The organism is Alteromonas pelagimontana, assembly GCF_002499975.2.
GTDB lineage: Bacteria > Pseudomonadota > Gammaproteobacteria > Enterobacterales > Alteromonadaceae > Alteromonas > Alteromonas pelagimontana.
Genome location: NZ_CP052766.1, coordinates 3275837 through 3288450 on the forward strand (window position 1 = coordinate 3275837; position 12614 = coordinate 3288450).

13 protein-coding genes are annotated in these 12614 nt (G+C 47.5%); all 13 read left to right on the forward strand.

Translation table 11 applies throughout. From position 1 onward, the window contains the following. Nucleotides 1-21 precede the first annotated feature (21 nt). The 13 genes from flhF to CA267_RS14475 all read left to right on the forward strand — a co-directional run bounded on the left by flhF (nt 22) and on the right by CA267_RS14475 (nt 12609). A complete protein-coding gene (gene flhF / locus CA267_RS14415; RefSeq protein WP_075610567.1) occupies nt 22-1431 on the forward strand; it encodes a flagellar biosynthesis protein FlhF in 1410 nt (469 codons plus the stop codon). Beyond that, nucleotides 1428-2294, forward strand: a complete 867-nt coding sequence (locus tag CA267_RS14420; RefSeq protein ID WP_075610566.1) for a MinD/ParA family protein — start codon at nt 1428-1430, stop codon at nt 2292-2294. Before flhF ends, CA267_RS14420 begins: the two co-directional genes overlap by 4 nt. Next, complete coding sequence (locus CA267_RS14425; protein WP_075610565.1) at nt 2291-3019, forward strand: RNA polymerase sigma factor FliA; 729 nt, start codon at nt 2291-2293, stop codon at nt 3017-3019. Before CA267_RS14420 ends, CA267_RS14425 begins: the two co-directional genes overlap by 4 nt. A gap of 48 nt (nt 3020-3067) precedes the next feature. Then, nucleotides 3068-3451 carry a chemotaxis response regulator CheY gene (gene cheY, locus CA267_RS14430; protein ID WP_075610564.1) on the forward strand — a complete coding sequence of 128 codons (384 nt, stop codon included), beginning with the start codon at nt 3068-3070 and terminating at the stop codon, nt 3449-3451. A gap of 35 nt (nt 3452-3486) precedes the next feature. Next, nucleotides 3487-4248 carry a protein phosphatase CheZ gene (locus tag CA267_RS14435; protein WP_075610563.1) on the forward strand — a complete coding sequence of 254 codons (762 nt, stop codon included), beginning with the start codon at nt 3487-3489 and terminating at the stop codon, nt 4246-4248. A 12-nt stretch (nt 4249-4260) separates the two neighbouring features. Beyond that, nucleotides 4261-6552, forward strand: a complete 2292-nt coding sequence (locus CA267_RS14440; protein ID WP_075610562.1) for a chemotaxis protein CheA — start codon at nt 4261-4263, stop codon at nt 6550-6552. A gap of 26 nt (nt 6553-6578) precedes the next feature. Then, on the forward strand, nt 6579-7712 hold the full coding sequence (locus CA267_RS14445) for a protein-glutamate methylesterase/protein-glutamine glutaminase (protein WP_075610561.1): 1134 nt from the start codon (nt 6579-6581) through the stop codon (nt 7710-7712). A 37-nt stretch (nt 7713-7749) separates the two neighbouring features. After that, nucleotides 7750-8514, forward strand: coding sequence for a ParA family protein (locus tag CA267_RS14450; protein ID WP_075610560.1), 765 nt, complete (start codon nt 7750-7752; stop codon nt 8512-8514). 8 nt (nt 8515-8522) lie between these two features. After that, nucleotides 8523-9257 (forward strand): chemotaxis protein CheW, encoded by a 735-nt coding sequence (locus CA267_RS14455; RefSeq protein ID WP_075610559.1) that lies wholly within the window; start codon nt 8523-8525, stop codon nt 9255-9257. Between the two features lie 17 nt (nt 9258-9274). Next, the gene (locus tag CA267_RS14460) at nt 9275-9766 is read left to right on the forward strand and encodes a chemotaxis protein CheW (RefSeq protein WP_075610812.1); all 492 of its coding nucleotides are present in this window, start codon (nt 9275-9277) and stop codon (nt 9764-9766) included. 338 nt (nt 9767-10104) lie between these two features. Next, on the forward strand, nt 10105-10533 hold the full coding sequence (locus CA267_RS14465) for a DUF2802 domain-containing protein (protein WP_075610558.1): 429 nt from the start codon (nt 10105-10107) through the stop codon (nt 10531-10533). 78 nt (nt 10534-10611) lie between these two features. Beyond that, on the forward strand, nt 10612-11550 hold the full coding sequence (gene metA, locus CA267_RS14470) for a homoserine O-acetyltransferase MetA (protein ID WP_170669070.1): 939 nt from the start codon (nt 10612-10614) through the stop codon (nt 11548-11550). Nucleotides 11551-11553: 3 nt separating this feature from the next. Further along, a complete protein-coding gene (locus CA267_RS14475) occupies nt 11554-12609 on the forward strand; it encodes a homocysteine S-methyltransferase family protein (RefSeq protein WP_170669071.1) in 1056 nt (351 codons plus the stop codon). Nucleotides 12610-12614 lie beyond the last annotated feature (5 nt).

The following is a 12614-nucleotide window of genomic DNA, read 5'->3' on the forward strand; positions in this document are numbered from 1 at the left end:
CGGGTCAGTGCAGAGGTTGTGATGAAGATTAGACGATTTTTTGGCAAAGATATGCGTGAAGCATTAAACGCTGTGAAAGCAGAGCTCGGCAGTGACGCAGTGATTATGTCTAACCGCAAAGTGGCGGATGGCATTGAATTAGTAGCGGCTTATGATAAAGATCCTGATGCTAAAATGTCGTTTAAAACTCGCCATCCACAGCAACGTGAGGGCGCTACACCTGCATCAGGCAAAACCGTTCCCAGCCTCAGCGAAATTATAGGTGACGATGGCCCTGACAGCTTACGCGCATTGCTTGAAAAGCAGGCGGAAACGCAGTCTGCCTATAAACATGAATCGCAGCCAGAGCACAATTTCAAAGCCAATGCCGCGCCAGTTTCCCAGGTGTCTGCACCAGAACCCGTAACACCAAAACACGCTTATCAATTTGATAATCATTTTGATGAAGCGCCTGAACCAGCGTCAGTGTTTGATGATCCTACCCCCGCACAACATCGAAGCGGTACTGGTGACCTGGATGCTATCAAAGAAGAATTAGCGTCTTTGCGAAGCGTACTGCAATACCAGGTGGCTGATTTGATGGAAGCCAGGCAGCGTCGCCAACGCCCAATTCATAGCTATTTGACGCAGTGTCTTATTGGTATGGGAATTAGCAGTCATTTGGCTGAGCAACTTGTTAATTACACACCAGCAGACTATAACGAAAGGGACGCATGGATTTACCTGTTGAATTTATTGGCGAATCGCCTCAATGTTACAGGGAATGATATTTTAAGTCAGACTGGTGTAGTCGCGCTGGTCGGCCCTACTGGAACCGGTAAAACAACTACGGTGGCAAAATTGGCAGCCAGATACGCACAGAAATATGGCGCAGAACAAGTGGCAATGATTACCATTGACACCTATCGTATTGCTGCATTTGAACAATTAGCTACCTACGGTAAAATTATCGGCTGCACTGTGCGTAAAGCACAAACTAGTGAAGAACTAGCTGAACAGCTTTTTCAGTTGCGTCATAAACGCCTGATCCTGGTTGATACGGCAGGGTTCAGCCAACGTGATAGCCGTTTGATTAAACAGCTGAATCAGTTTAATCATGGTCAAATGCAACCGGTACGTAAATACCTGGTTGCGCAAGCAAATACCCAATATCCCGCATTACAGCGTATTATCGGTGCTTACGATGCTGTGAAGTTAGACGGTTGTATTTTTACCAAACTTGATGAATGCTACAGTTTAGGAGAAATTTTGAGTGTTGCAGTAGAGTACCAATTACCCGTAAGTTACGTGACTGACGGCCAACAAGTACCGGAAGATATTAAGGTTGCTGATGCAAAATCTCTCGTATCTGCTGCGGCAAAGCTTTATAAAAAGTACGGTTTGAATCATACTAAAGACAATCACGTTGTCAATTCAGCACGAGCAGTATGATCGAAGATCAAGCGAGTAGCTTAAGAAAGATGAATCAATCACGATTAATCAAAGTTATTGCCGTCACCGGTGGTAAAGGTGGCGTCGGTAAAACCAACATTACGCTGAACACAGCTATTTCCATGGCCAAGCAAGGTAAAAGGGTCATGGTATTAGATGCTGATTTAGGGTTGGCGAATGTTGACGTTATGTTGGGTCTGCGGGTCGAGAAAAACCTGTCTCATGTACTGTCTGGTGAATGTACCCTGGATGAGGTGCTTGTTACCGGGCCCCACGGCATAAAAATTGCGCCAGCAACATCTGGCACCCAGTCTATGGCTGAGTTGTCGCCCACGGAACATGCCGGACTTATTCGCGCATTCAGCGAATTACGTTCGCCGATTGATGTTCTGATAGTCGATACCGCCGCCGGCATATCTGATATGGTGCTCAGTTTTTCAAAAGCGTCGCAGGATATTATGGTGGTTGTCTGCGACGAGCCAACGTCTTTAACCGATGCCTATGCGCTTATTAAAATTTTGAATCGTGAGCACGGCGTGTTTCGATTTAAAATCGTGGCGAATATGGTGCGGGATATTCGTGAAGGGCAGGAGCTTTTCAGTAAGCTTTCAAAAGTTACCGGCAGGTTCCTTGATGTAGCGCTGGAACTGGTGGCGACGGTTCCTTTCGATGAAAATATTCGCCGCGCTGTACGTAAGCAAACTGCTATTGTGGATGCCTTTCCCGGTTCTCCCGCTGCGGTGGCGATTTCTCAGCTAGCGACAAAAGCAATCAGCTGGCCTGTTCCCAGTCAGCCGGGTGGGCATCTGGAATTTTTCATTGAACAATTAGTGACTAGAAAAACCGCAGGAACTCTACGGTGAACAGTAAAGCAGCCGCCTACCGCCAGCAAAATGATAAATCGCAGCTTGTTGAGCAACATGCGCTGCTGGTGAAGCGTATTGCTCACCACCTGCTAGCGCGCTTACCTGCCAGTGTGCTTGTGGATGATCTCATTCAGGCGGGCATGATTGGCTTGTTGGAAGCGGCGAAAAACTTTGACGGCTCCAAAGGCGCAAGCTTTGAAACCTTTGCTGGCATTCGTATTCGCGGCGCAATGCTGGACGAAATACGCCGAGGCGATTGGACGCCCCGCTCAGTGCACAAAAACAGTCGTGCAATTACTCAGGCGATTACGCAGGTGGAAAGAGAAACCGGCAGAGATGCCCGGGACGCCGATATCGCCGCGAAGCTAAACGTAAATTTGGCTGATTATCATCAAATGCTCAATGAGGTGAACGCCGGTAAACTCGTTGGGATAGAAGATCTTGGTGTTTCTGAAGATGTCATTACGACAGAGCAGACGAAGGGAAGCGATTCGCCCTTAGAAGATTTAATGCAAGGAGCTTTTCAAAAAGCCCTCGCTCATGCTATTACTACACTACCGGAACGAGAAGCGATTGTGCTTTCCTTGTACTATGATGAAGAACTTAACCTGCGAGAGATAGGTGAAGTTCTAGACGTCAGCGAGTCAAGAGTTAGCCAGATACACAGCCAGGCCATGCTAAAACTCAAATCACGAATGCAGTCATGGCATGCTGATGAATAGCGCATACTAATATTTATAACAATTAATTATTCCTCACTGGAGGCCATTTTGGACAAAAATATGAAAATTCTCGTGGTAGACGACTTTTCTACTATGAGACGTATCATAAAAAACCTGCTCAAAGATCTGGGGTTTTCCAATATCCAGGAAGCGGACGATGGCAGTACTGCCTTACCCATGCTACAGCAAGGTGACTTTGATTTTGTTGTCACAGACTGGAATATGCCGGGTATGCAGGGCATCGATTTGCTGCGGGCGATTCGCAAAGATGACAGATTAAAACACCTGCCCGTGCTGATGGTTACTGCCGAAGCGAAAAAAGAACAGATCGTGGCGGCAGCGCAGGCGGGAGTGAACGGGTACGTGGTTAAGCCCTTTACCGCCGCTACTCTCAAGGAAAAGCTAGAAAAAATCTTCGAACGTTTAGGTTAATCCAGACGCTCTCAAGCAATTAAGAGGAAAACTGGATGTCGGCAAGTTCTCACGTCCCTATTACGCTCGAAGAAGCCAAACAGCTCGTAGTCTATTTGGAGCAGGGCGATAACGCCTCTGCAAACGCGATTCTAGAAGCCGCGTCAACTAAAGAATCTATCGAACTTTTTGCTGAAGTTGGCAAACTTACCCGCCAATTACATGACGCATTAAATAACTTTCAACTGGACGAACGCATTGTTGGTTTGGCAAATAACGATATTCCCGACGCACAGACACGTCTAACTTATGTCATTGAAGAGACGGAAAAAGCGGCCAACACCACAATGGACGCTGTTGAAGCGAGTATGCCGATAGCTGAAACGCTAACGCACCGCATCGATACGCTTATGCCAGAGTGGAAAAAGCTGATGAATCGGCAGATCGAACTGGGTGAATTCAAGACTCTGTGCACTGACATTGATGAATTGCTTTCGGATGCATCAACGGAATCAAACAAACTTACCGGTTTGCTTACGGAGGTGCTTATGGCGCAGGGTTATCAGGACTTGACTGGCCAGGTCATCAGACGGGTTATTGAACTGGTGAAAGAAGTTGAAGACAGTTTGGTCAATATGCTTACGATGTTCGGCGAACCTGAAATTGCAGCGATGAATAAACAAACGCAGAAGCCTAAAAAAGCCGTGAAGGTGAATAAGGTGGAGGCTGAAGGCCCAATAATCGATGCCGATAAACGTGATGATGTAGTTAAAGGCCAGGATGATGTGGATGACCTCCTGTCGAGCTTAGGTTTTTAGGGGAGCGGGCGCATGGCGTTTGATGTAGACGAAGATATATTACAAGACTTTTTGGTAGAAGCCGGAGAGATTCTTGAACAGCTTCAAGAGCAGCTTGTTGATCTGGAAAATCATCCTGAGGATGCAGATTTACTTAATGCAATTTTTCGTGGCTACCATACCGTCAAAGGTGGTGCGGGCTTTCTTTCGCTTACTGCGTTAGTGGAAATCTGTCATGGCGCAGAAAATGTCTTCGACGTTATGCGTAACGGCCAGCGAACACTAACGCCGGAATTGATGGACGTTATTTTGCAGGCTACTGATGTCGTTGTCTCGATGTTTGAGAAAGTGAAAAATCAGGAGCCGCTTAAACCTGCTGATGCGGCACTGGTTGAAGTATTGCATAAATTAAGTCGTCCTGAATCTCCTGATGAAAATATCTTTGGCGAAGCCACAATTGTTGGTGAGCAGGATGACCCGTCCGATCCAACTGATGAAAACGATGTTATCGTTGAAGACATTCCTCAGGCTCCAGAAGTAGCAGCAGTTACCGCACGCGGTAACGATGGCACTATCAATGACATAACCGAAGATGAGTTTGAAGCACTTCTGGATGAGCTGCATGGTGGCGGCGCTCCCGGACGTCCTGCACAGCCTGAACAAGCGGCGTCGCGAACCGAAAATACCTCAGTAAAAGCGGAAGACGCCCCAGCCGGTAACGCTCAAGACATTACTGATGATGAATTTGAAGCTCTGCTTGATGAACTTCACGGCAAAGGCCAATTCAGCGGTCCAGTCGGCGAAACGGTAGAGTCACAGAAATCACCAGCAAAAAAGGCCGAAAGTACCGGCAGCGGTAACGAAGACGAAATTTCAGACGATGAATTTGAAGCCTTGCTTGATCAGCTTCACGGCAAAGGTCAGGGGCCTTCAAAAAATGAACCGTCTGCGCCTTCCTCTGTCTCGGAAAAACCAAAAATTCGGGTTGATGCAGGGGCAACCAAAGCGGTCAACGATGCGAAGAAAAAGCAAGTCGCAGCGACTGAGCAAACCAAGCCAGCCCCTGAACCAGCCTCCGGCAAACCTGCATCGGTGCCAGCCGCAGCTGCGCCTTTAAAAGAAGAGAAAAAAGCCAATCCCGCGTCTCCTCAGGCAGAGACCACCGTGCGTGTGGATACCAAGCGGCTTGATCAGATTATGAACATGGTGGGCGAATTGGTATTGGTTCGCAACCGCTTGTTGAGTCTGGGCGTTAGCATCAATGATGAGAGTATGACGAAAGCCATTGCTAATCTTGATGTGGTGACGGGAGATTTGCAGGGTGCGGTAATGAAAACGCGCATGCAGCCTATCAAGAAAGTTTTTGGCCGTTTCCCCCGGGTGGTGCGGGATTTAGCCCGCAGCTTGAAAAAAGAAATAACGCTGGAGCTTGAAGGCGAAGAGACCGATCTGGATAAAAACCTGGTAGAGGCTCTCGCTGATCCCTTAGTGCACCTGGTACGCAACTCAGTAGACCACGGCATTGAAATGCCCGAAGACCGTCATGCTGCTGGTAAACCCCGAATGGGAACCGTCAAACTATCGGCTTCTCAGGAAGGCGATCACATCCTGCTTGTCATCGAAGATGATGGGAAAGGGATGGACCCGGAGAAGCTGAAAGAAATTGCGATTAAAAGAGGGGTTCTGGATGCGGATGCTGCTGCGCGAATGTCAGATGTTGAAGCATTTAACCTGATTTTTGCTCCGGGCTTTTCTACAAAAACTGAAATCAGCGATATTTCCGGTCGTGGTGTCGGCATGGATGTCGTAAAAACAAAGATTAATCAATTAAATGGTACTGTTAAAATTGATTCGCAATTGGGTAAAGGTACCCGTCTTGAAATCAAAGTTCCATTAACGCTGGCAATTCTTCCCACGCTAATGATTGTGGTGGGGAAACAAACGTTCGCGTTACCGCTCGGTGCGGTAAACGAAATCATCAATATGGATATTAAAAAGACCAATACTGTCGATAGTCAGTTGACTATGATTGTTCGCTCTAAAGCCATACCGTTGTTTTTCCTGGGCGAATGGTTAATTCGCGGTCCCAAAAATATCCAGCGTGATAAAGGCCATGTGGTAGTGGTGCAGATTGGCACAAAACAAGTCGGTTTTGTTGTTGATGCTCTTATCGGGCAGGAAGAAGTGGTAATTAAACCATTGGATGCCCTGTTACAGGGAACCCCCGGTATGGCAGGTGCAACAATTACCTCAGACGGTGGTATTGCGTTGATTCTTGATATCCCAAGCCTGTTGAAGCGATATGCTCGTAAGGCAATGAAGTAGGTAACATACGAAGGAATTAACAATCCATGGTCTTTAAAGTCCTGGTAGTGGACGATTCGACGTTTTATCGTCGTCGCGTCCGCGAAATACTCGACGATGATCGAGAACTTGAAGTTGTTGGTGAAGCAAAAAACGGTCAGGAAGCTTTAGACAAGATAGCATCGCTTTCACCTGATGTGGTAACAATGGACGTTGAAATGCCAGTAATGGATGGTATTTCAGCCGTAAAGGCGATTATGGACCGCCGCCCACTTCCTATTCTCATGTTTTCCTCGCTCACCCATCATGGAGCGCAAGCAACACTGGATGCGTTGGAAGCAGGGGCACTGGACTTTTTGCCTAAAAAGTTTGAAGATATTGCCAAAGACCGCTCGCAAGCGGCCAGCGTGCTACGAACAAAAGTACGCTTACTGGCTCGCCGAGGCATTGGTATACGTCGCCCATCGATGAATACGGTTCGCCCTAGCAGAGCGCTTCCAGACAATGCACCTGCGGCAAAATTTTTTCGATCTTCCAGTGTACTAACCGGACGAGTCGACGCTTCGGCCCAACCTACGGTGTCGTCAGTCACCCGCTCCGGCAAGAAATATCAGTGTCTTGCAATCGGGGCCTCCACTGGCGGTCCGGTGGCACTGCAAAAGGTGCTTTCCCTTCTCCCGGCAACGTTTCCTCATCCGATCCTGTTGGTGCAACATATGCCCGGCACCTTTACTCATGCATTCGCACAACGTTTAGATAACCACTGCAGTATTACGGTAAAAGAAGCTGAACATGGGGATATTCTTAACCCCGGCTGCGCCTACCTTGCTCCTGGCGGAAAGCAAATGTTGTTCGAGGGAGCCGGAAACCAAACGCGTATTGTTATCACAGATGCAGAAGCGATTGATAAGATTAGTTATAAGCCCAGTGTTGATGTCACCTTTGGTAGTTTACATAAAGTATTCGGGGGTGATGTACTAGGTGTTATTCTTACAGGTATGGGGGCTGATGGCCGTGAAGGCTCGCGTCTTTTAAAATCGAGTGGCGCCAAAATATGGGCGCAAGATCAGGATTCCTGTGTGGTTTATGGAATGCCTCAAGCTGTAGCATCTGCCAATATTTCTGAAAAGAGCATCAGTATCGAAAATATCGCACAATGCATTTTAACTGAGATGCAGTAGATTCGGGTCAGCCTGAAACACTGGGAGCGAGTGGAAGTTGAAGATTTGGACCATAGCCAATCAAAAGGGCGGGGTGGGGAAAACCACAACCACTGTCACACTCGGTGGCCTTTTAGCGCAACAAAATAAACGTGTTTTGCTGATAGATACCGATCCTCACGCGTCACTAAGTTACTATTTTGGTCTGGATTCTGAAGAGTTATCTTCATCAGTTTACGATATTTTTATTCATAAAGCGCCAGTTAATGCCGATATAGTGCTTGATTGCCTGATACCGACAAAGTTGGATAGCCTTTTCATTTTGCCTGCGACAATGGCATTAGCCACGCTGGATCGGCAATTGGGCAATCAGAACGGTATGGGACTGATTTTAAAAAAGGCGCTGCAAGCGATTGAGCACGATTTTGATTACGTACTGCTGGATTGTCCGCCTGTTTTGGGGGTGTTGATGGTCAATGCTTTAGCGGCTTGTCATAAGGTGATAGTGCCGGTACAGACAGAGTTCCTTGCTCTAAAAGGCTTGGATCGCATGATTCATACCCTGAAAATTATGGGGCGTTCGCTGCACAAGGAATTCGACACTATCATAGTGCCAACCATGTTTGACCGTCGTACGAACGCCGCTATCATTGCTCAGAAAAGGTTGATGACAGGCTATGGCGATAACGTCTGGCAGGGTATGATCCCGGTCGATACACGTTTTCGCGATGCAAGCCAGGCGCAATCACCGGCGTCCGTCATTTTTCCACGCACTCGCGGGGTCTATGCCTATACCAAGTTACTTGAAGAACTGGAGCGATAGACAAAGTAATGACAAAAAGTACGCCTTTTGCCCGTGAAGATGTTATGCAAGCTTATCTGGACAGCCTTTTACAGGCGCCGGAAGATCCGGCTGAAGTAACGGCAAAAACGGCAAAGCTTCTTGAACAGGCGGCGCTGGAGATACTTGATGCTCCCTCCGCAGCCAGTGATCCTGAAGACAGTGATATCTATTTGGAAGGTGCGCTTGATGAACCTCCTGCGACGGAAGCTGAAGGCATACCTGAAGAAAACGCTTCTAACGTTGTCCTGCAGCCAATAAAGGATCAGCTCGACAATCGCTTTCAGGCGTTATTCTTTGAAGTGGCAGGACTGACTATGGCGGTGCCGCTTACCACATTGGGCGGCATTCATCGGCTCGAAAAAGTGTCACCACTGATCGGGAAGCCGGCGTGGTTTAAAGGTGTTATGTTACATCGCGCGCAAAAAATGAATGTTGTCGACACGGCTTTATGGGTTATGCCAGAAAAATACGACCAAAAACTCGCAGAAACGCTACACTATCAGTATCTTATTACGTTAGGTGATAGTTTGTGGGGTTTGGCCAGCGATAAATTGGTTAACACTGTTACCTTGACTAAAGACGAAGTTAAATGGCGCGAAGCCAAAGGCAAACGTCCGTGGTTAGCGGGAATGGTAAAAGAAAGAATGTGTGCGTTAATTGATGTATATCAGTTAATTTCAATGCTCAACAATGGCTTGGGCAGTAATGAGAAGATGCCTTAGTAATGGGAGCCAGGTTCATGAATGACGAACGAACAACCAGCAATACCCCCGACAGCAAGGATCAAGTCCTGCAATGGGTGACGTATCGCCTTGGTGATGAAACATACGGCATCAACGTGATGCAAGTGCAGGAAGTGCTACGGCACACAGAGATAGCACCGGTGCCGGGAGCGCCAGACTATGTTCTGGGTATTATTAATCTTCGTGGTAACGTGGTGACAGTTATCGATACTCGCGCCCGGTTCGGTTTACCGCCGTCTGATACCACCGACAATACGCGTATCGTCATCATTGAGTCTGATGATCAGGTGGTGGGCATCTTAGTAGATAGCGTTGCTGAAGTGGTTTATTTGCGGTCGTCGGAAATTGACAGCGCGCCCAATGTCGGCACGGAGGAAAGCGCTAAGTTTATTCAAGGCGTAAGCAATCGTGATGGCGAGCTACTTATCCTGGTAGATTTAAATAAACTGCTTAGCGACGAAGAGTGGGATGAAATTACCAATATTTAGTATTGGGTAGTGGAAAAAGGCAGGTCGCAGAACCTGCCTTTTTTGTCAGCTTTTACTTGTTATCTCTGCGAACGACGTAGACCTGACCGCAGCGGTAATTGATGACACAGTGAGAATCTGGAGTGCTCATTAAATTTGAGCAACGCAGAAAACAGGGGGCCTTGCGGATCCGCCCCCACCGTTTAAGGCGCTACGTTGTCGCTGGTTATAAGGTAACGCCATTCCTGCATAACAAGGTTTTAATTATTCACCGCTGCGTGCACTCTGAGCGAATAACTATTACTACGGATTGGCATACGATAAATTGATTAATAAATATGGAGCCAGGTGTCCATTCTATGGATGTAACGACGTTGACCTATATTGCTATCGGGCTTGCTGGCGTGGCATTGCTGCTGTGTATTATTTTAGCGATTAGCTTGCGAGGCGTGAGCAACTCATTGCTCACGGTGAAAGAAGAGCAACAAATACAGCGCAATGCTATTGGTGATGAAATTGCGCACCTTTCTCATCAGATAAATGAAGAACAAGCCCGAAGTCTGGTGCAGGGAAAGCACCTGCAACAGCTTCAGGAGCAGCTAGTTCAATTGGAAAACCAGTTGAGAGAAGTGAAGCAACAAGACCCGTCAATGCGCCTTTATTCCCGCGCAACGGAGCTGGTAAAGCAAGGCGCGTCGATTGCGGAAATTATGCAGGCTTGTGATTTACCTCGTGCTGAAGCAGAACTTCTTATCAGTATGCATCGAAAAAACGACAGAAACGTTTAGACGTCTAGACGTAAAGAAGTTGACATTCCCCGCGCTTGCGCCACAATAGCTCCATCATCGTTAATTATTGGAGCCGACATGCCAATCCGAATTCCAGAACAACTCCCTGCCCAGGATGTATTGCTGGGAGAAAATATTTTCACAATGGATAGCAATCGTGCAGCCACGCAGGATATTCGGCCCATGGAAATGGGTATCCTGAATTTGATGCCTAATAAAATTGAGACTGAAGTTCAGTTGCTCAGGCTGCTCTCCAACACCCCCTTGCAAGTCAATGTGGATTTAATCCGTATTGATAAACTGGCACCCAAGCATACACCACAGTCGCACATGGATGCCTTCTACCATGACTTTTCCAGTGTTGCTGAGAAGAAATATGACGGTCTCATTATTACCGGCGCTCCATTGGGGCATATTGATTACGAAGACGTAAAATACTGGGATACCATGACCACCATACTTGAATGGGCACAGCGTCATGTGAATTCCACAATGTACCTTTGTTGGGCAGCCCATGCCGCGATGTACCACTTTTACGGCGTGCAGCGCCATTTGCGGGAGCAAAAAATCTCCGGGGTTTTCGAGCATAAGGTGCTGGATCCCCACAATGAAATTTTGCGCGGGTTCGATCCGCAGTTTTATGCGCCGCACTCCAGATTCGGACATATAAACAGTGCGGTTTATAACCAGGTATCGGGACTGCAGGTTGTAGCAGAGTCTGAACAAGCCGGCGCTTACGTGGTAGTATCTGATGACAAACGCATGGTGTTTATCACGGGTCACCCAGAATATGATGCAGAAACGTTGAACGAGGAATACCACCGGGATTTGGAAGCGGGTGTGGAACCTGCCATTCCAGTCAATTATTATCCCGATAATAATCCCAACGAAGCGCCGCTGGTAAGGTGGCGGTCCCACGGCAATTTATTATTTAACAATTGGCTAAATTATTACGTTTACCAAACTACGCCTTATGATTTGAGTTTGTTAGCGGAAAAGGCACAGCCTAAGAGGTAGAAAGTGAGCTCAGAACCTGATGAGCAGCTAAGAGCGGCTGCTGCTAAACGTATTTTGATTCTGGATGGCGCAATGGGTACGATGATCCAGCAGCATAAGCTGGAGGAAGCAGACTACCGTGGCGAACAGTTTGCTAACTGGCATTGCGATGTGAAAGGCAACAATGATCTGCTTTCAATTACTCAGCCCAAGATTATCTATGATATCCACTGCGCTTATTTCGACGCCGGCGCTGACATTATCGAAACCAACACCTTTAATGCCACGACAATCGCGATGGCAGATTACGATATGCAGGCGCATTCGCGCGCGATAAATCTGGCGGCGGCAAAACTTGCTCGTCAGGCCGCCGATGAGTTTACCAGGCTTACGCCAGACAAACCTCGGTTTGTGGCTGGTGTATTGGGGCCAACAAACCGTACGGCTTCTATTTCTCCTGATGTAAACGATCCCGGTAAAAGAAACGTTACTTTTGATCAATTGGTAGAAGCGTATGTAGAATCCTGCGAAGCGCTGATTGAAGGTGGATCAGACATTATTTTAATCGAGACCATTTTTGATACTCTCAATGCGAAAGCCGCCTCCTTTGCAGTGGAAACTGTGTTTGAAAAACTGAATAAATCGCTGCCAGTCATGATCTCAGGCACAATTACCGATGCTTCCGGCAGAACCCTCTCCGGACAAACGGCCGAAGCTTTTTATTATTCTCTTCGCCATATCAAACCTTTTTCTTTTGGCTTAAATTGTGCTTTAGGACCAGATTTACTGCGTCAGTACGTGGATGAATTGTCCAGCGTTTCTGAATGTCTGCTGTCTGCGCATCCGAATGCAGGGCTGCCTAATGAGTTTGGCGAATACGATATGGACGCCGAAGAAATGGCCGTTCACATTGAAGAATGGGCGAAGGCGGGGTTGGTGAATATTGTTGGCGGCTGTTGCGGCAGTACCCCTGAACATATTCGTGCGATTGCCGATGTGGTTGAAGGTGTAGCGCCACGTCCTGTACCAGTTTATGAACCCCGGATGCGTTTGTCTGGCCTTGAACCCTTTGTGCATTAAGGTGG